Genomic DNA, 17137 nt, shown 5'->3' with positions numbered 1-17137 from the left:
GCATCATCGGGGATCACTCCAGGCTCAACCACCTCATTTCCTCTTCGCACAGCCCTCCGGCGGGGCGGGGCGCTGCGTGGTCCAGCCGGTTTCCGGAGCGGTGGCGTGGTAGCTCATCGCGTCGCCCTTGGCGACCCAGGAGACCGTGCTGGCCGCGTAGTCGACCGTGGCGAGCGTCGCGCCCGTACCGGGATCGAGGAGTGTCCTCTGCTCCATCCACAGATCGCCGGTCCGCTCGCCGACGTAGCGGACGTTGGGCCCCCTGGTGCCGAAGTCGACGGACAGGGCCGGGCGGCCCAAGGGATCCGTCACGGTGCCCACGACCTTGGTGCTCGGCAGTGCGGCCAGGAGGCGGATCAGCGCGGCGCGCTGATCCGGGCGGAGCGGCTCGCCGAGGAGGTTCGCGGCCGTGGGCAGGAACTCCTCGAAGGACTGCGTGAAGCCGTTCCTGTGCCAGATCTGGTGGTATGTGCGGAGCTTCTCCCTCAAGGCGTTCTGGTCGGTGGGGAACGCCGCCAGCTCGGCCATGGTGATGGTGCCGACCGAGCGATTGGCCAGGGCGCCTCCCGCGCCGGGGTCCCACCTGTAGAGGCACTGCTTCGGCTGGTCGGTGAACGTCACGTCCGCGCACCGCTCGCCCTTCCCGCACGGCTTGACCCGGATCGGGCTCCCGGCGGCCCGCCAGGCGCGCTCGTCCGCCGGCGTCGCCGGACGGGCGGGCTCCGCCCGTGTCGTCACGAGCATCGGATCGACGGGATCGCGCGACTGCCAGATCTCCAGGCGGCTGGTCGTCCGGTAGGTGAAGCCGCCGGCCCTCCCGTAGGTGCCGTAGATCGACACGTGCCGCCAGTAGAGGCCGCTCGGGGCGGGCAGCCTCTCGATCCGGTCGGCCAGGTCGTACAGCGCCTGGTCGGGCTTCGGCGCGACCGCCGCCGGAGGGGCCGTGGTCAGGTGCGCGACCAGGGAGAAGACCAGCGTGACGATCGCCGCCGTGGCCGCGGCGGCCGTCACCATCCACATCCAGGTACGGCGCCTCGCCGGGAGGCGCGGCGGACCGGTCAGGCGGGCCCGGGCGCGGGCGACGACCTCGGCCGACGGCGGCCGGGCGTCGGGCAGGGCACGGTCGAGCAGGTCCAGCTCATCCATCGGAGTCCTCCTTCAGCGGGTTGACGTCGCCGAGCGCCCGGCGAAGCTGCTTGCGTGCCCGGTTCAGCCGGGACCCGACGGTGCCGGCGGGGATGCCGAGAGCCTGGCCCACCTCGGCGTGGCTCAGCCCGCCCAGCGCGACCAGCAGCACCACGTCCCGGTCGCGCCGCTTCAGCCCGGCCAGCGCCCCCGCGAGCGGGCCGGTGAAGCGGGCCGCCGTCACCCGGTCGAGCACCTCGTCCTCGTGGCCGCCGCTGTCGCGCTCGGCCGCCCGGCTGATCGCCTTCCAGCGCCTGGTCTCGGCGCGCCGGTGCCGTGCGACGAGGTGGGTGGCGATGCCGTACAGCCAGGGCCGGACCGCGCCGACCGCCGGGTCGTAGGCGCTCTGCAGGGCCGCCACGAAGACCTCGGCGGCCAGGTCGTCGGCCACGTCCTCGGACAGCCGCCGCGCGATGTAGCGGTGGATCTCGGCGAAATGCGCGTCGAAGAGGTCAGGGGGCATCCCCAGACCGGCTCTGTGGCGCGTGTTGTGGCCTATCACGCCCGTTCTTTCCCGCTGGGCGGAAATGCTTTCACGCGGCCGGGGCGATGCGTGCCGGTACGGCAGAAGGCCACCACCCGGGAGCCGGGTGGTGGCCTTCGCGGTCGAGGCGGGGGATCAGCCGGGCGTCACATCAGCCGGGCGCCACATCAGCCGCAGTGTTCGAAGCCGCTGGTGTACGAGCTGCTGCCGACCGAGCCGCCCCACCGGACGCACTGCCCGGCCGCGTCACGCCTGACCGGTCCCGCGTAGTAGTCGAAGCTGCCGGAGTCGGTCGTCCTGGTCTCGCCCTGCGGCTCCAGGAAGGCCGACACCGCCGACGGCGAGCCGAGGTTCGACGTCTTCAGCGTGACGACGCAGTTGTAGCCGTTGCCGGAGTTGTAGAGCAGGTAGGTGCGACCGCCGGTCAGGCCGGCCGAGTCGATGACGGAGTACCCGCTGCCGCAGACGCCCTCGGGGGTGTACGGGTTGCTGCCGCCGCAGGCGTTGCTGCTGGAGATGGCCTTCTTCTGGCCCAGGGAGACGGTCACGCCCTCCACGGTCGGGCTGGTGTCCATCCCTCCGTCGGAGTACCGCTGCTCGTAGTGCAGGTGCGGCGCGCTGGAGTTGCCCGTCGAGCCGACGGTCCCGATCGCGGTGCCCTGGCTGACGGACAGGCTGCTGCCGGCCGCCTTCACCATGCTGGCCAGGTGGGCGTAGCGGGTCCTGGTGCCGTCGCTGTGGCGGACCTCCACCCACTTGCCGTAGCTGGTGCTGCCCGCGTCGTAGAAGTAGGCGGTGCCGGCGGCGGTGGCGCGCACGGTCTCGCCGTTGACGTCGTCGCCTCCGTAGTCCTGCCAGTCGATGGAGCCCTCCGGGTTGTGACCACCCGTCCAGTTGTTGGCGTAGAAGGTCTTTCCGCAGTTGAACGGGCTCTTGTGGGTCACGGCGAGGACGCCGGAGGCGTGCGCGGACGCGGGAGCGGGCAGGGCGAGCACCGCCGCCGCGAGGGTCACCAGGAGAGCGGGGATCGTTAAGGTGAGGGATTTCGGCCAGGTCAGCCTGCTGGGTGCGGGCATGTTCGCCTCTCTGAACAGGTGCGTATGGGGGGATACGGCGCCCAGTTCCTCGATGCCGATGAGCCCTCTGGCGACAGGTACGCGTCGACGGCCATGATGATCTGATGATGGACTCGACGGGAAGGGAGGGCCGCTGTCAGGGAACGTCTCGACATCTCACCGCCTGGGGGGAACGACGGGTTGATCGTGAAGGTATCTCCGAAAGTTCTTTTCATCAATCATTTCTGAAGGAAAATTTCCGGCTTTTGTCATCGACCGATTCCCCGGCCGGTCGGGCGGCTCGTCCGCTGCTGTTCCTCGACGTGGACGGAACGCTCATCCCGTTCGGGACGCCGCCCGGCGGAGCGCCGGCCCGCCCGCCCGCGCCACCGCCGCCCCCGGGCTCCCACCCCCTCCTCTCCCGCATCGACCCCCGGCACGGGCCGCGGCTCGCTGCGCTGCCGTGCGACCTGGTGTGGGCGACGACATGGATGGCCGAGGCGAACGACGTCATCAGCCCGCTGCTCGGCCTGCCCGAATTGCCGGTGGTGGACTGGCCGGACGCCCCGGACGACGAGGGGCCGCTGCACTGGAAGACCCGCGGCCTGGTCGGCTGGGCGGCCGGGCGGCCGTTCGTCTGGGTCGACGACGAGATCACTGACGCCGACCGCGCATGGGTGGCGGCGCACCACCGGGGGCGGGCCCTGGCGTACCGCGTCGACCCTTGCCGCGGCCTCACCGAGGGCGACGTCATCGTGATCGCACGGTGGCTGGCCGAGGTGTGAGACGGCAGGTCAGGACCGGTTGGCGTCCTGATGTGGCGACGGCGGGAGACGCTTGGCTCACCCTTTGGTGCGCGGAGTATCGCTGCCACCACTTCTGACTTCCTGGTAAGGGTGGAGTCATGATCTTCTTGAGGCGGGCGGTCCAGGTCGCCGTACTCACCCTCGTGGCCCTGCCCATCGCCGCCGTCGTCGCGGCCCCTCCAGCGGGAGCCGCCCCGCGCAAGCGATCACAGGTCGAGGCCGAGGCCGAGGCCGGGGCGCTGGCCCGGCGCATGCTGGTCCAGCTCAAGGTCGCCCGGCCCCTGTCACTGCGCGGCTACAGTCACCGGCGCTTCCAGCCCAGATGGGCGCACCACAAGGGCACCTGCGACACGCGCGAGGTGGTGCTGGCCCGCGACGGGCGGCGCGTGCGCAGGAACGCCGCCTGCCATCCGGTCAAGGGACTCTGGTACAGCCCGTACGACGGCAGATGGCTCAAGAGCGAGAAGCAGGTGGACGTCGACCACGTCGTGCCGCTGGCGTACGCCTGGCGCTCCGGGGCCCGCAAGTGGAGCCAGGCGCGGCGACGGGCCTTCGCCAACGACCTCACCCGGCCGGAGCTGATCACGGTCAGCCACTCCGCCAACATCGCCAAGGGCGGCCAGGGGCCGCAGAGCTGGCGTCCGCCGCGCCGCGCCCACTGGTGCCGCTACGCCACCTCGTGGATCACCGTGAAGCACCACTACCGGCTCTCCGTCACCCGCCGGGAGCGGGTGGCCCTGCTCAACATGCTCCGCACCTGCCGCGGGTGAACGGCGGAGACCCCTGGCGTCGCCGGTTCGGCCGCCGCCCGCATGACGGTCGCCCTGCGCGCGCTGATCACCTCAGAGGCCCGGCGCTTCCCCGAGCTCGGCCGCGCCTGGCGGGAGCTGCTGTACCCGCATATCGTGCACAGCCGCTACGGTGACAGACTCGACCCCGAGCTCGCCGATGACCTCATCGCCACGGGTGTCGACATGTCCGTCACGCGGCTCACCAGGAGGTCTGCCAGGTGTCCGAGGCCAACAAGCTGTTCCTGCGAGGAGTCTTCGCCGAGACCGCGAAGGGCAACGGGCGGCCCTTCGTCGACGCCCTGGCCGACGACGTCCGCTGGACGATCATCGGGCACACCGCGTGGTCGCGCACCTATGAGGGCAAGCGGGCCGTGCTGGAGGAACTGCTCCGCCCGCTCTCGGAGCAGCTCGGCGGACGCAACGTCGTCAGCGCCGGGCGCTTCGTGGCCGATGGCGACGTGGTCGTCGTCGAGGGCCGCAATCACAGCGTCACGGCGTCGGGGCGGGACTACCCGAACCGTTACTGCTGGGTCTTCGTCATGCGCGACGGCGAGATCGCCGAGATCACCGAGTACACCGACACGCAACTGATCGCCGAGGTTCTCGCTCCGCCTGCGGCTCGGCCCGGGCCGCAGGCGGAGGGGCCGTCCGGTCAGTAGCAGCGCATGTCGAAGCCGCCGTCGTAGGCGCCGTCCAGGTCGATGATCAGCGATCTCCTGGAGGTCGGCCCGCTCTCCGGCGTCCCTGACTCGTCGAAGATCGTCCAGGCCGTGACCTCGTAGTCGCCGAGGTCTCCGTCGGGGTCCTCGATCCTCGCCTGGCGGTAGTGGCTCAGCACCTCCTGGACGGTCGCGCCGGTGGACAGCTCGAAACGGATGGTGTACCAGCAGTCGCCGGAGTCGCCGCTCACCTCGACCTGCGGGTCGAAGTACCCCCATTCGGCCGTGGCCGGCAGCGGATGCTCCTGGATCCGGTCCACCATGCGTGCCAGCTTGTGGTCGCTGATCCAGACGGGCGCCATGACGACCATTCCGAGCAGCGCGAACGGCGCCAGCAGCGCCGACGGCACGACCAGGCAGCTGATGCGGAGGGCCCTCCAGAAGCCTCGGGACCGTCGGGGCGATGGCGCCTCTGGCGCCTCTGGCGCGTCTTGGGGGGACGACATGCGTCACATGATCGCGTACCGAGGGCTCACGCGCGGGGCAGGCGGGCGGCGATGCCGTCGAGGACGCAGTCCAGCCCGGTCTCGAACGTGGTGTCCGCGTCGGTGTGGCTGGCGTCGCGGACGAACCGGGCCAGCGTCGGGTAGCGCCCCGTGGCCAGCATCCGGGCGAGGTACGGGTAGGCGGCGTGCTGCCACTCCCGTTCGTCCATGCCGGTGGCCCGGGCGGCGCGCAGGTCGGCGATCTGCCGCTGGAGCGCCCCGAGCACGTAGACGTTCACCGTCCCGACCGCCAGCATGATGGTGTCGATGTGGTCGAACCCCGGGGCGCCGTCCAGCGCGGCCAGTGACGCCTCGCCGTGGGCCAGGGCGTGGGGGCCGAGATTCGGCCGGCCGCTGAGCAGGTTGATGAGCCACTCGTGGCGCAGGCCGGCGGCTCTGACGCCGTGGGCCAGGGAGCGCAGGGCGCCGCGCCAGTCGTCGCCGGCGCGCACCGGTGGCGGGATCTCGCCGTACACCGCGTCGGCCATGAGGTCCAGCAGCTCTTCCTTGGTGGACAGGTAGCCGTACAGCCGCATCGGGCCGGCGTCCAGCGCGGCGGCGACCTTGCGCAGCGACACCGCCTCCAGCCCGTCGGCGTCGGCCAGCTCGATCGCGGCCCGCACGATCCGGTCCCGGCTCAGGGGGCTCGGCGCAGGCCGGCTCGGCGGCTCGGGCCGCTCCCAGACCAGCATGGGCTCGCCCTCCCCGGCTTCTCGTCGCGCCGCCATCGTGCCGCCTCCCCTTGCGCGGTGCCGTTCGTACGAGCTTAGGATACGGCACATCGGTACGATACGGTGTATCGAGTATATACGCCGTATCGAGACATCTGGAGGAGAACCCATGAGCACGGACATCGCCATCGTCGGGGGCGGCCCCGGCGGCCTCACCCTGGCCCGCGTCCTGCGCCTGCACGGCATCGACGCCGTCGTGTACGAGCGCGAACCGTCCCCCGCCGCCCGCGGCCAGGGCGGCATGCTCGACCTGCACGTGGACAGCGGCCAGCGGGCCCTGCGCGAGGCCGGGCTGGAGGCGGAGTTCCACGCCATCGCCCGCGGCGAGGGCCAGGACATGCGGCTGCTCGACCACACCGGCGCCCTGCTGCTCCAGGAGGACACCCCCGACGACGCCCCGCTCCTCCGCCCCGAGGTGGACCGCGCCGACCTGCGCGACGTCCTGCTCGGCTCGCTCCCGGAGGACGCCGTCGTGTGGGGGCGCGCCTTCCGGCACGCCACGCCCCTGCCGGGAGGCGGCCACACCCTGCACTTCGCCGACGGTTCCACCGCCGTCTGCGACCTGCTCGTCGGCGCGGACGGCGCCTCCTCCCGGGTGCGCCCGCTCGTGACCGACGCCCGGCCGTTCCACTTCGGCGTCAACTTCGTCGAGCTGGGCGTCCCCGACATCGACCGCACCCATCCCGAGCTGGCCGCCGCCGTGGGACGCGGCACCTACTGGGTCATGGGGCCGGGCCAGTCCCTGTCGGCGCAGCGCAACGGCGACGGCCGCGTCCGCCTCTACCTCGGCTTCCACACCCCTGAGGACTGGTTCGCCACCTGCGGCGTCCCCTTCGACGACCCGGCACGCGCCCGGGCCGCCCTGGCGGAGCTGTTCGCCGGCTGGGCGCCGGACGTGACCGCCCTGATCCGGGCCTGCGACGACACCGTCATCCCGCGCCCGCTCACCATGCTGCCCGTCGGCCTGACCTGGCCGGCCACGCCCGGTGTCACGCTGATCGGCGACGCCGCCCACCTGATGCCCCCGGCCGGCGAGGGCGTGAACATGGCCATGCTCGACGCCCTCGAACTCGCCCTGGCCCTCGCCGCCGACCCCGGCGACCCGGCGGCGGCCGTCGCGCGCTACGAGAAGGAGATGTTCGAGCGCACCGCCCCCGTCGCCGAGCGGTGCGTCCGGATCACGGAGATCATGACGGCCCCGGACGGCGCCCAGCGCATGCTCCGCTTCTTCCAGGGACACTGACCGGCGCGTCGTAATCCGGTTGCGGGACGGGGTGCGGGTTGCGCATCCTCACCAGGATGAACGTCCCCCATCGGCAGATCCGCGCCGTCCACACCGACACCTCCATCACCGTCTACCAGGCGTACGACCTCGCCATCGCGGAGCCGGCCGTCGCCGCGCGGCGCTTCGTGCCGCCGTTCAAGCGCGAGCGGATGACCTGGATCAAGCCGTCGTTCCTGTGGATGATGTACCGCTGCGGCTGGGCCACCAAGCCCGGCCAGGCGAGGGTCCTGGCCGTCGAGATCACCCGCGCCGGGTTCGCGTGGGCGCTGGAGCACGCCTGTCTCAGCCATCCCGAGCCCGGGGCCGACGCGGCCGGGTGGAGGCGGCGGCTGCGGGCCAGCCCGGTGCGCGTCCAGTGGGATCCCGAGCGCGACCCGCACCACCGCGCCCTGCCGTACCGGTCGATCCAGGTGGGCCTGTCCGGTGAGGCCGTGACCCGCTACCTCGACGAGTGGATCACGGGGATCACCGATGTGACCGGCATGGTCCACGACGTCCACCGGGCCCTGCGCGCCGGCCGGGACGTCACCGACCTGCTGCCCCGCGAACGCCCGTACCCGCTGCCCGCCGACCTGGCCCGGACCGTCGGCGCCACCCCGGACGATCCGCTTCCGGGAGGGCAGGGCGTGTAGCGTCGTGGGCATGCGGCTTCACGTCGGATGCGCCATGTGGACCCACGCCCCGTGGCAGGGACGCTTCCTGCCGCACCCCCTTCCCCCCTCCGAGCGCCTGAGGGCCTACGCCACCTGGTGCGACGCGGTCGAGGGCAACACCACGTTCTACGCGACCCCGTCGCGCGGCACGGTGGAGACATGGGCGGAGCAGACCGGTCCCCACTTCCGGTTCGTGGTCAAGCTGCCCAGACCGATCACGCACGAGCGCCGTCTCACCGGCGCCGAGGAGGAGCTGCGCGCGTTCCTCGACGCGATGGAGCCGCTCGGGCCGCGCGCCCACACCCTGTGGATCCAGCTCCCGGGCTCGTTCGGGCCGAACGACGTCGGCGCGCTCGCCGCGTTCCTCCACCGGCTGCCCCCGCACCACCGGTACGCCGTCGAGGTGCGCCACCGCGCCTTCTTCGCCGACGCGCGCGCCACGGGCCTGCTGGAGCGGGTCCTCGGCCGGGCCGGGGCCGAGTGGATCCCGTTCGACACCACCGCGTTCTTCGACACCCCGCCCACCAGCGACGCCGAGCGCGACGCATGGATGAAGAAGCCGCGCGTGCCCCGCCGCGCCGCCGCACTCACCGACCGCCCGATCGTCCGCTACCTCGGCCGGGACGACGTCACCCGCACGGTCGAGGGCTGGCGGCCGTGGGTGGCCACGGTCGCCGGGTGGCTGCGCGAGGGCCGTTCGCCGACGGTGTTCATCCACACCCCGGACAACGCCGAGGCCCTGCCGCTGGCCCGGCGCTTCCACGAGGACGTGCGCGCCGTGCTGCCCGGGCTGGAGCCGCTGCCGGAGCCCGTGTCGCCGTCCGACGTCCCGTCCTCCGGCGACGAGCCGCTGACGCTCTTCTGACCTCCGGCTCTCTGACACGCCGGGCGCCCTCTGTCACGATGGGCGGGTGACCTCTGACGCCTTAGAGCGCTTGCAGCGTCTGCACGGGTTCTACCGCGACCCGTACCCGGTGTACGCCGAGGCCCGCCGCGCGCGTGGCCTGACGTTCGTGCCGGAGCTCGACGCCTGGCTGGTCAGCCGGCGTGCGGACGTCCGCGAGGTGCTGAGCAGACCCGACCTGTTCTCGTCGGCGGGGGCGCTGCGGCCGGACGTCCAGCCCGGCGGGCGCGCCCTGTCCGAGCTGGCCAAGGGGTACGGCGGGGCGCGGGCGGTGCTCTCGGCCGACGGCGAGGCGCACCGGCGCCTGCGCAGGCCGCTCGTCCGGGGCCTGTCCGCGGCGCGGGTCGCCGCGGCCCTGCCGTTCGCCACCGGACGCGCCGAGGCGCTGATCGGCGCCTTCGCCGGCGACGGACGGGTGGAGTGGATGGCCGCCTATGCCAGGCCGCTGCCCGCCGAGGTGATCGGCCACCTCATGGGCCTGGACCCGGCCGACACCCCCGGCGCGATCCACGGCGGGCACCAGGCCGAGGCGCTGCTGTTCGCCCCGCTGACGGAGGACGAGCAGGTCGAGGCCGCCCGGGAGGTCGTGGCCCTGCACCACCTGCTCGACCGGTACGCCCGCGCGCGCAGGGCCGAGCCCCGCGACGACCTGATCACGGAGCTGGTCCGCGCCCTCGCCCCCGGCTCCGGCGAGCTCACCCACGACCAGCGCAGGGAGATCGTCTCCAACGTCCAGAACCTGCTGCTGGCCGGCCACCTCACCACCACCGCCCTGCTCGGCACGGTCATGCTCAACCTGCTGCGCGACCGGAGCCAGTGGGAGCTGCTGTGCGAGCGGCCGGAGCTCGTCCCGGCGGCCGTCGAGGAGGCGGTCAGGTTCGAGGCGCCGATCCAGGGCTTCCGCCGCACGGTCACCGAGGACGTGACGCTCGGCGGCACGCGGCTGCGCCGGGACGACGTGGTGTTCGTCTCGTACGCCTCCGCCGGTCGCGACGCCGACCCCGCCACCCGTCCGGACACCTTCGACATCACCCGGCCGGCCGCGCGCCACCTGTCGTTCGGCCACGGCGCCCACGGCTGCCCGGGCTCGCAGCTCGCCAGGGAGCAGGTGCGGATCACGCTGGAGATCCTCATCCGCGAGCTGCCGGGCCTGCGCCTGGAGCGCGCGGACGTCACGATGGCCCCCACCCTGATCCACCGATCTCCGGAAGAGCTGCACCTGACCTGGTGACCGCTCGATGCGGATTTCTCGCGCTCCGGAAAGACTGCCCCATTCGCTGATTCAGGGTGCCCGAGTTCCGTACCCGATAAAAGAATTCTGAACGGTTTCATTCGGCGTAAAGCGACGAGGCGGGTTTTCTCCGGCGGTCGCCGTACGCCATGAGGTGGGTGGCGGCGAGGGCACGCCAGGGGCGCCATCGGCCGGCCGTCCACGAGTCCGCGTTTCGCGGGGGCACGCCCAGCTCCTCCAGCGCCGCCCGCAGCGAGGGGTCCGCGAGCGGGAACGCCTCGCGCCGCCCCAGCCGGAGCCCCAGGGCCTGGCGCAGGTCCTCGTCCAGGTACGGCAGCGCCGCGAACGCGTCGGGGTCCGTGCCGTACCCGAGCCTCCCCGCTCCTTCGGCCAGAGCCGCGACCGCCCCCACCTCGTCCGCGGGCAACCGCCTGCCGGGGGTCACGGTCAGGGACGCCAGCCGGGCGCGGGTCAGCGCCTCCGGCGGCGGGAACGCGTGGGTCAGCCCGTCCGGCAGGCCCGGTACGGGCGTCCCGAGCGCCTCCACCAGCGCCTTCAGCCACCGGGCGGCCTCCTCCGGGTCCCGGTCCCGGCCCAGGACCTCCCGTACGCCCACCTCCAAGGCGCTCCACGCGCCCGGCACCGCCAGCCCGGGCCGCTCCCGCACCACCGGTCCGAGCACCGGGTCGGCGGACAGCGCGGCGACCCCGGCCGCGTGGTCGGTCTCCGTGCCGAGCAGGCGGCCCACCTGGTCGACGACATGGATGAGCCCCTCCCAGTACGGCAGGTGCGCCACCAGCAGCAGGTGTCCCGCGGCGTCGCCGGGCGACACCTCCAGCAGGCCCGGGGCGCCGTCCACGGTGATCGTGCGCCGGTACGTACGGCCCCGCACCGCCTCGACCCCCGGCGTCGCCCGCGCGGCGAGGAAGTCCCGCACCGCGTCCCAGTCGTAGCCGGGCAGGACCGGCAGCCGCAGCGCGAGCCCGCCGTCGGCGACGAGCCGGTCCGCCCGGTGCCGCCGGTCGCGCAGGTCGGTCGGCGAGGCGCGGAACACCTCCCGCATGATCCGGTTGAACTGCCGCAGGCTGCCGAACCCCGACGCGAACGCGATGTCCAGCACCGTCAGGTCGGTGTCGTCGAGCAGCCGGCGGGCGAAGTGCGCCCGGCGGGAGCGGGCGAGCTGGTCGGGACTCGCCCCCAGGTGCCTGAGGAACAGGCGCCGCAGGTGGCGCGGCGACAGGCCGACCCGCTCCGCGAGCGCCGCCTCCGTGCCCTCGTCCAGGATCCCGTCGATGATGAGCTGCCACGCCCGGCACACCAGCTCCGGCGTCTCGGCGGCGACGGGCCCGGCCACCCGGTACGGCCGGCAGCGCAGGCAGGCCCGGAACCCGGCGGCCTCGGCGGCGGCGGCCAGCTCGTACGTGCGGGTGTTCCTCGCCAGCGGCTTCGCGCCGCACCCCGGCCGGCAGTAGATGCCGGTGGTGACGACGGCGGAGTACGTGGTCATGGACCAGATCTACGGCACCGCCCCCGCCGACGCCAGACAGATCCGGACATGACCGGACGCAGGAGGCGTGTCCGCATCTGACCGGACCCCGCCGGGGCGCCGGGTCGAGGATGTCGGTCGTCCGATCACAGCGCCCGGGCTCCGGAGGCGCTGCCCGACCGCGGCGCCCGAGCGACGCGGGCGCCCGACCGACCAGGAGGATCCGTGCTCGCCAAGGTGTTCCCCATCAAGCTCAAGGACGGCATGCAAGAAAGGGCCGAGGAGATCGTGCGGGAGTTCGCCCCCGAGGGACCGGCGGTGGAGGACGGCACGCTGTCGTTCCGGGTGTACCGGGACCCGGCCAAGCCTGACTACCTGCTGTTCGTGGAGCATTTCGCGGACAAGGCGGCCTACGACGTCCACACGGGCTCGGCGGCGTACCAGGAGCTGATCGCCGGCCGGTTCGGCGAGCTGATCGTGGAGTTCGTGGAGATCGACCACGAGCTGCTGGTCGCGCTCTAGCGGGTCAGAGGAAGCGCCTGAGCCGGAACGGGCGCACCACCAGGGGCACGGTGAAGCGGCTGATCACGCGTACCTTCCTCAGACGCGTGTGCTCGTCGATCGTGACCTTCACGCACTTGAGGTGCGCCAGGTGGTCGCCCGGGAAGGCGTAGTAGGAGATGCCGACGCCGCGCCGGCCGAGCCCCCGGTCGGACAGCCCGAGCCCCACCTCGCGGTAGATCCGCCACGAGCCCTTCAGCGTGAACGCGGTGGACCCGATGAGCGCGTGGTTGGCCTTCGTGGGGCAGTGGACGAAGACGCGCACGGTGTCGTTCTGACGCGGCCACTGCGGCAGGATCCGCAGGGAGGTGCGCTTCTTCCAGTCCTTGGGCAGCGGGCCGCGGGAGGCGGCCACAGGGGCCGCGGCGTTCGCGGCGGCGGGCGGGCACGGGACGGCCGCGAGCGTGGCCGTGGCCGGGCTCGCCAGGAGAACGGCGGCGGCCGTTCCTGTCACGGAACGCATGGGAGCCTCCCCGCCGGGCGTTCGCCACCAGGATGATCACCTCATTATGGCGAGCGTTCACGGCGGAAAAGGACGCCACGCCGTACATCCCCTCATGAATGCTTCACCGCCGAATTCGGCACCGAAATCAGCGGCCGGCGCGGCATAACCGAGTACGTGATCAATATGTGATCGCACATGTCCTTGATGGCGTTTGACGTGTTTTAGGATCGCTGTCTTGTGAACCCGCCTGAAGACCAGCCCGAGCTGGACGTCGACGCGGCCTTCGCCCGCCTGACGGCCGGCGTGCGCCTGAAGCCGCCGGGGCTGGGCTGGCGGCTCCGGCTCGCCTTCGCCCCGGGCGGCCGCCTGCGCCGGCGCGTGCTGATCGTGGTGGTCTGCCTGGTCGTCCTGGCCGCGGGCGCGCTCACCCTCCAGGCCGTGGACCGCCGTCCGGATCCGGTGCCGCCCCCCGCCGACGACACCCCGCCCGTCCTGACGGCCCTGCCCGCCGTCGGGAAGGCCCGGGCAGAAGGGGCGAAGGTCTACCTGGCACTACTGACCTCGGGCGCCGTCCGCGGATAGTGTCGCCGGGTGCTCGTCAGGACCGCGCTGGAAGCGCTCGCCCAGCGGCCGATCCCCTTCCTGCGGTCGGCCTGGCCGTGGCGCTCCCTGGCCTACCTGCTGGCCGGGGCCGTGCCCGGCCTGCCCGTTCTCGGCGTCGTGGCCGCCGTGGCGGTGACGTCCTCACCGGCCGTCCTGGCCGCCGGCGTGGCGGTGGCCGCGCTGATCACCCCGATGGCGGGGAGGTACGAGCGGTGGCGGCTGCGGCTGGTGGACGGCGTGCCGCTGCCCGCCGGGGACACCGCCTCCCGCGGGCGGCGGGAGGAGGGCCGGGTGGTCGCGCTCGGCGGGCTCGCGCTGCTCGTGCTGTGGTGGATGGACCTGGTCATGGCGGCGTTCGGCGCGGCGGGGCCCGTCCTGCTGATCCTGTCGCCGGCCGTGCAGCCCGAGGTGGAGCCGGTCGCCGCCGTCGCGGCCTCGGCCGCCGGGGTGCTCCTGGTGCCCGTCGCCGCGTACACGCTGACCGCCTGGGCGGGCGCCCGGGGCGCCATGACCCGGGCGATCCTCGCCCCGCAGGCCACCGAGCTGGCGGAGGTGCTGCGTTCGCGCGCCCGGCTCGTCGACGCGTTCGAGACCGAGCGGCGCCGGATCGAGCGCGACCTGCACGACGGCGCCCAGCAGCGGCTGGTGGCGCTCACGATGACCCTCGGCATGGCGCGGCTGGACCTGCCGGAGGACAGCCCCGCCGCCCGGGCGGTCGAGCGGGCCCACGGCGAGGCCAAGCAGGCGCTGGCCGAGCTGCGCGCGCTCGTCAGGGGCGTGCACTCCCAGGTGCTCACCGACCGGGGCCTGCCCGCGGCCGTGCGCGATGTCGCCGGCCGCTCGCCCGTCCCGGTGGAGGTGGACCTCGCGCTGGAGGAGCGGCTGCCCGCGGCCGTCGAGGTCACCGCGTACTACGTCGTGACGGAGGCCCTCGCCAACGTCGCCCGGCACAGCGGCGCGAGCGCGGCCCGCGTCACCGGCGGCGCGGCGGACGGCACGCTCCTCCTGGAGATCCACGACGACGGCCGGGGCGGGGCCGACCCCCGGCGCGGCACCGGCCTGACCGGGCTGGCCGACCGGCTGTCCGTCGTGGGCGGCAGGCTGTCGCTGTCGAGCCCGGCCGGCGGCCCGACCCGGATGCGAGTGGAGATCCCGTGCGCGTCGTGATCGCCGAGGACGCCGTCCTGCTCCGCGAGGGCCTGATCGGTCTCCTCGAACGCTTCGGCCACACCGTGCCCGCCGCCGTCGGCGACGCGCCGTCGCTCGTCGCGGCCGTCGAAGAGCACCGGCCGGACGTCGTGCTCACCGACGTCCGCATGCCGCCCGGCTTCTCCGACGAGGGGCTGCGCGCCGCCCTGGAGCTGCGCCGCTCGCGCCCGGCCCCGGCCGTGCTCGTGCTCAGCCAGTACGTGGAGCAGACGTACGCCGCAGAGCTGCTCGACTCCGGCGGCGGCGCCGGGGTCGGCTACCTGCTGAAGGACCGCGTCGGCGACGTGCGCGAGTTCGTGGACGCGCTCGGCAGGGTCGCGGCGGGCGGCACGGTCGTCGACCCCGAGGTGGTGCGCCAGCTCCTGCGACGCTCCCGCGACCCGTTGCTGCGGCTCACGCCCAGGGAGCGCGAGGTGCTGGCGCTGATCGCCGAAGGCCGCTCCAACGCCTCGATCGCCGGCGAGCTGTTCGTCACGGAGGCGGCCGTGGCCAAGCACATCGCCGGGGTCTTCACCAAGCTCGACCTGCCGCCCGCGGCCGACGGTCACCGGCGGGTGCTGGCCGTGCTCGCCTACCTTCGCCGTCAGTAAGGTTTCGTCCATGAGAGAGCAATGGCGGGAGGTCGGCGACCGGGTCTACGTCCGGCGCCACAGGTCGTACGACATGAACGTCGGCCTCGTCGTGGGCGACGGGCACTGCCTGGTGCTCGACACCAGGGCGTCGCACCGTGAGGCCGCCGACCTGATCGACGCGGTCCGGCGGATCACGAGCAGCCCCTGGACGGTCGTCAACAGCCACACTCACTTCGACCACGTGTGGGGCAACGCGCTGTTCCGCCCGGCCGAGATCTGGGGACACATCCGCTGCGCCGAGGAGATGGAGCGGCACGGCGAGGAGCAGCGGGCCAACGTCATCCGGATGATGCCCGAGGAGCGGCGCGAGGAGTTCGAGGAAGTGGTGATCGTGCCGCCCGACCACACGTTCACCACCGCGGCGTCGCTCGACATCGGCGGGCGGATCGTCCACCTGCGCCACTTCGGGCTGGGCCACAGCAGCAACGACATCGTGACGTACGTGCCCGACGCCGGTGTGGTGTTCGCCGGTGACCTGGTCGAGCAGGGGGCGCCGCCGGCGTTCGGCGACTCCTACCCGCTCGACTGGCCGGTGACGACGGCCGCCATGCTGGCCGAGCTGCCCGGCGAGGTGATCGTGCCCGGTCACGGCGCGGTGGTGGACCGCGCGTTCGCCGAGGCGCAGGGGGCCGAGCTGGCCGCCGTGGCCGAGCTGGCGAGGCGGGCGCACGCGGAGGGGCTGCGCGACCTGATCAAGCAGTTCCCGTATCCCGAGGACGTCAGCCGGCAGATCATCGAGCGCGCCTTCCTGCAGCTCGACAGCAGCCTCGCCTGACGCATCCCGCCCCGGCGGGCCCTCGACAGCCTCGGCGGCTCCTTCTATAGTGCAAAATGCACTATAGAAGGAGGCACTATGGCGCAACGCCATGACCTGGTCGGGCTGACCGTGCTCGCCCTGCTCTCGGTACGCGCCGGTCACCCGTACGAGCTGCACCGCCTCATCGTCGACACGCACAAGGACTACGTGACCGGGCTGCCCAGGAGCCTGTACCACGCGGTCGCGCGGCTGGCCCGCGACGAGCTGATCACCCCGTCCGCCACCGGACGTGAGGGGCGGCGGCCGGAGCGGACCGTCTACGAGATCACCGCCGAGGGCCGCGAGGAGCTGGCCACGCGCCTGCGCCGCCTGCTGGAGCGGCCGGACCCCGACCAGCGCGTGCTCGTCGCGGGGATGTCGCTGATCGGCGCGCTGCCGGTGCCCGAGGCGCGGCGCGCGCTGCGCAGCCGGGCCGCGGCGTTGGAAGCGGCGGTCGCCGGCCTCGACGCGCACCTCGCGGGCATGGCCGACAACGGCCTGCCGGAGGTGCTGGCGCTGAAGCTCGACTGTCAGCGGGCCGCCCAGGCGGCCGAGCTGGCCTGGGTGCGGGGGGTGCTGGAACGGCTGGAGAGCGGCGCGCTCGACTGGCCGGACACGGTCAAGCGGTCACTGCTGGAGCGGGCTTCCCAAGGAGGCGGGCATGAGCGGCAAGGACAGGAAACTGATCACTGAGGTGTCGGGCGTGGTCGAGGCGCCGGTGGGGCGCGTGCGAGAGGCCCTGCGGAAGGCGCTGCTGCCGGACCCGGTGCCCGACGGCGACCGCTTCACCGTCGAGGACTTCCCGGGGCACAGGAGCACCGTCGAGGTCACCGACCGGATGATCGCCCTCCAGGGCGGCTGGTGGTACCGGGCCGAGTGGACGCTCGCCCCCCACCCCGACGGCACGCGGCTCACCCACCGGGTCTACAACGTGGCCACGAGCCTGCGCTGGGGGGTGCCGCTGGCCAACCGGTTCTTCGTCGGCTACGACCGGGCCACACGCGACTCCTTCGCGACCGGCCTGACCCGGCTGGGCGCCGACCTCGGCTGCCCGGTCCACCTGACCCCTTAGCCGA

Annotated in this window: 21 protein-coding genes; 14 read left to right on the top strand and 7 right to left on the bottom strand. The window is 73.2% G+C overall.

Annotated features, from left to right (window positions below):
* Positions 1 to 33: 33 nt before the first annotated feature.
* From HT134_RS30550 to HT134_RS30540, 3 genes are all read right to left on the bottom strand, one after another.
* On the bottom strand, positions 34 to 1146 hold the full coding sequence (locus HT134_RS30550) for a CU044_5270 family protein (protein ID WP_175603942.1): 1113 nt from the start codon (positions 1144 to 1146) through the stop codon (positions 34 to 36).
* Positions 1139 to 1648 carry an RNA polymerase sigma factor gene (locus HT134_RS30545; RefSeq protein WP_175603941.1) on the bottom strand — a complete coding sequence of 170 codons (510 nt, stop codon included), beginning with the start codon at positions 1646 to 1648 and terminating at the stop codon, positions 1139 to 1141. Before HT134_RS30545 ends, HT134_RS30550 begins: the two co-directional genes overlap by 8 nt.
* Positions 1649 to 1836: 188 nt before the next feature.
* A complete protein-coding gene (locus HT134_RS30540; protein ID WP_175603940.1) occupies positions 1837 to 2745 on the bottom strand; it encodes a M23 family metallopeptidase in 909 nt (302 codons plus the stop codon).
* A gap of 245 nt (positions 2746 to 2990) precedes the next feature.
* Between HT134_RS30540 and HT134_RS30535 the strand changes: the two genes are divergently transcribed.
* The 3 genes from HT134_RS30535 to HT134_RS30525 all read left to right on the top strand — a co-directional run bounded on the left by HT134_RS30535 (position 2991) and on the right by HT134_RS30525 (position 4980).
* Positions 2991 to 3509 (top strand): HAD domain-containing protein, encoded by a 519-nt coding sequence (locus tag HT134_RS30535; RefSeq protein WP_246365889.1) that lies wholly within the window; start codon positions 2991 to 2993, stop codon positions 3507 to 3509.
* Between the two features lie 119 nt (positions 3510 to 3628).
* Positions 3629 to 4300 carry an HNH endonuclease family protein gene (locus tag HT134_RS30530; RefSeq protein WP_175603939.1) on the top strand — a complete coding sequence of 224 codons (672 nt, stop codon included), beginning with the start codon at positions 3629 to 3631 and terminating at the stop codon, positions 4298 to 4300.
* Between the two features lie 239 nt (positions 4301 to 4539).
* Complete coding sequence (locus HT134_RS30525; protein ID WP_175603938.1) at positions 4540 to 4980, top strand: nuclear transport factor 2 family protein; 441 nt, start codon at positions 4540 to 4542, stop codon at positions 4978 to 4980.
* Here HT134_RS30525 and HT134_RS30520 read toward each other — a convergent pair.
* Positions 4974 to 5390 (bottom strand): hypothetical protein, encoded by a 417-nt coding sequence (locus HT134_RS30520; protein ID WP_175603937.1) that lies wholly within the window; start codon positions 5388 to 5390, stop codon positions 4974 to 4976. The two genes, HT134_RS30525 and HT134_RS30520, sit on opposite strands and share 7 nt — an antisense overlap.
* Positions 5391 to 5512: 122 nt before the next feature.
* A complete protein-coding gene (locus tag HT134_RS30515; RefSeq protein ID WP_246365888.1) occupies positions 5513 to 6253 on the bottom strand; it encodes a TetR/AcrR family transcriptional regulator in 741 nt (246 codons plus the stop codon).
* Between the two features lie 112 nt (positions 6254 to 6365).
* Between HT134_RS30515 and HT134_RS30510 the strand changes: the two genes are divergently transcribed.
* From HT134_RS30510 to HT134_RS30495, 4 genes are read left to right on the top strand one after another with little or no spacing between them, the layout of a single operon-like run.
* The gene (locus HT134_RS30510) at positions 6366 to 7499 is read left to right on the top strand and encodes an FAD-dependent oxidoreductase (protein WP_175603936.1); all 1134 of its coding nucleotides are present in this window, start codon (positions 6366 to 6368) and stop codon (positions 7497 to 7499) included.
* 56 nt (positions 7500 to 7555) lie between these two features.
* Entirely contained in the window at positions 7556 to 8173 is a 618-nt protein-coding gene (locus HT134_RS30505) for a DUF4291 domain-containing protein (RefSeq protein ID WP_175603935.1), read from the top strand.
* A gap of 10 nt (positions 8174 to 8183) precedes the next feature.
* A complete protein-coding gene (locus HT134_RS30500) occupies positions 8184 to 9059 on the top strand; it encodes a DUF72 domain-containing protein (RefSeq protein ID WP_175603934.1) in 876 nt (291 codons plus the stop codon).
* 46 nt (positions 9060 to 9105) lie between these two features.
* Entirely contained in the window at positions 9106 to 10329 is a 1224-nt protein-coding gene (locus HT134_RS30495; RefSeq protein WP_312888565.1) for a cytochrome P450, read from the top strand.
* 97 nt (positions 10330 to 10426) lie between these two features.
* On the opposite strand, the gene HT134_RS30490 is transcribed toward HT134_RS30495, so the two are convergent.
* Positions 10427 to 11836, bottom strand: a complete 1410-nt coding sequence (locus HT134_RS30490; protein ID WP_175603933.1) for an AlkA N-terminal domain-containing protein — start codon at positions 11834 to 11836, stop codon at positions 10427 to 10429.
* Between the two features lie 204 nt (positions 11837 to 12040).
* On the opposite strand from HT134_RS30490, the gene HT134_RS30485 reads away from it, so the two are divergent.
* A complete protein-coding gene (locus HT134_RS30485; protein ID WP_175603932.1) occupies positions 12041 to 12337 on the top strand; it encodes a putative quinol monooxygenase in 297 nt (98 codons plus the stop codon).
* A 4-nt stretch (positions 12338 to 12341) separates the two neighbouring features.
* Here HT134_RS30485 and HT134_RS30480 read toward each other — a convergent pair whose 3' ends face one another.
* Positions 12342 to 12839: a hypothetical protein gene (locus HT134_RS30480; RefSeq protein WP_175603931.1), complete on the bottom strand. Its 498-nt coding sequence runs from the start codon at positions 12837 to 12839 to the stop codon at positions 12342 to 12344.
* A 219-nt stretch (positions 12840 to 13058) separates the two neighbouring features.
* On the opposite strand from HT134_RS30480, the gene HT134_RS30475 reads away from it, so the two are divergent.
* The 6 genes from HT134_RS30475 to HT134_RS30450 all read left to right on the top strand — a co-directional run bounded on the left by HT134_RS30475 (position 13059) and on the right by HT134_RS30450 (position 17133).
* Positions 13059 to 13403, top strand: coding sequence for a hypothetical protein (locus HT134_RS30475; RefSeq protein ID WP_175603930.1), 345 nt, complete (start codon positions 13059 to 13061; stop codon positions 13401 to 13403).
* Between the two features lie 9 nt (positions 13404 to 13412).
* Positions 13413 to 14591: a sensor histidine kinase gene (locus tag HT134_RS30470; protein WP_175603929.1), complete on the top strand. Its 1179-nt coding sequence runs from the start codon at positions 13413 to 13415 to the stop codon at positions 14589 to 14591.
* Positions 14579 to 15223, top strand: a complete 645-nt coding sequence (locus HT134_RS30465; protein WP_312888563.1) for a response regulator — start codon at positions 14579 to 14581, stop codon at positions 15221 to 15223. Before HT134_RS30470 ends, HT134_RS30465 begins: the two co-directional genes overlap by 13 nt.
* A 10-nt stretch (positions 15224 to 15233) precedes the next feature.
* The gene (locus HT134_RS30460; protein ID WP_175603928.1) at positions 15234 to 16040 is read left to right on the top strand and encodes an MBL fold metallo-hydrolase; all 807 of its coding nucleotides are present in this window, start codon (positions 15234 to 15236) and stop codon (positions 16038 to 16040) included.
* A gap of 78 nt (positions 16041 to 16118) precedes the next feature.
* Positions 16119 to 16754: a PadR family transcriptional regulator gene (locus HT134_RS30455; protein ID WP_175603927.1), complete on the top strand. Its 636-nt coding sequence runs from the start codon at positions 16119 to 16121 to the stop codon at positions 16752 to 16754.
* The gene (locus tag HT134_RS30450; protein WP_175603926.1) at positions 16723 to 17133 is read left to right on the top strand and encodes a hypothetical protein; all 411 of its coding nucleotides are present in this window, start codon (positions 16723 to 16725) and stop codon (positions 17131 to 17133) included. Before HT134_RS30455 ends, HT134_RS30450 begins: the two co-directional genes overlap by 32 nt.
* Positions 17134 to 17137: the final 4 nt, after the last annotated feature.

The sequence above is a fragment of the Nonomuraea rhodomycinica genome, from assembly GCF_013363995.1.
Classification (GTDB): Bacteria; Actinomycetota; Actinomycetes; order Streptosporangiales; family Streptosporangiaceae; genus Nonomuraea; species Nonomuraea rhodomycinica.
Note: the sequence above shows the minus strand (reverse complement) of the source record. Positions and strands in the feature narration are given on the sequence as shown.

What these genes read in the sequence shown, in the direction of transcription:
- HT134_RS30455 (WP_175603927.1), top strand. Translation starts at nt 16,119, where the DNA reads ATGGCGCAACGCCATGACCTGGTCGGGCTGACCGTGCTCGCCCTGCTC.
- HT134_RS30490 (WP_175603933.1), bottom strand. Translation starts at nt 11,836, where the DNA reads ATGACCACGTACTCCGCCGTCGTCACCACCGGCATCTACTGCCGGCCG.
- HT134_RS30460 (WP_175603928.1), top strand. Translation starts at nt 15,234, where the DNA reads ATGAGAGAGCAATGGCGGGAGGTCGGCGACCGGGTCTACGTCCGGCGC.
- HT134_RS30515 (WP_246365888.1), bottom strand. Translation starts at nt 6,253, where the DNA reads ATGGCGGCGCGACGAGAAGCCGGGGAGGGCGAGCCCATGCTGGTCTGG.
- HT134_RS30540 (WP_175603940.1), bottom strand. Translation starts at nt 2,745, where the DNA reads ATGCCCGCACCCAGCAGGCTGACCTGGCCGAAATCCCTCACCTTAACG.
- HT134_RS30450 (WP_175603926.1), top strand. Translation starts at nt 16,723, where the DNA reads ATGAGCGGCAAGGACAGGAAACTGATCACTGAGGTGTCGGGCGTGGTC.
- HT134_RS30500 (WP_175603934.1), top strand. Translation starts at nt 8,184, where the DNA reads ATGCGGCTTCACGTCGGATGCGCCATGTGGACCCACGCCCCGTGGCAG.
- HT134_RS30530 (WP_175603939.1), top strand. Translation starts at nt 3,629, where the DNA reads ATGATCTTCTTGAGGCGGGCGGTCCAGGTCGCCGTACTCACCCTCGTG.
- HT134_RS30510 (WP_175603936.1), top strand. Translation starts at nt 6,366, where the DNA reads ATGAGCACGGACATCGCCATCGTCGGGGGCGGCCCCGGCGGCCTCACC.
- HT134_RS30505 (WP_175603935.1), top strand. Translation starts at nt 7,556, where the DNA reads ATGAACGTCCCCCATCGGCAGATCCGCGCCGTCCACACCGACACCTCC.
- HT134_RS30480 (WP_175603931.1), bottom strand. Translation starts at nt 12,839, where the DNA reads ATGCGTTCCGTGACAGGAACGGCCGCCGCCGTTCTCCTGGCGAGCCCG.
- HT134_RS30550 (WP_175603942.1), bottom strand. Translation starts at nt 1,146, where the DNA reads ATGGATGAGCTGGACCTGCTCGACCGTGCCCTGCCCGACGCCCGGCCG.
- HT134_RS30545 (WP_175603941.1), bottom strand. Translation starts at nt 1,648, where the DNA reads ATGCCCCCTGACCTCTTCGACGCGCATTTCGCCGAGATCCACCGCTAC.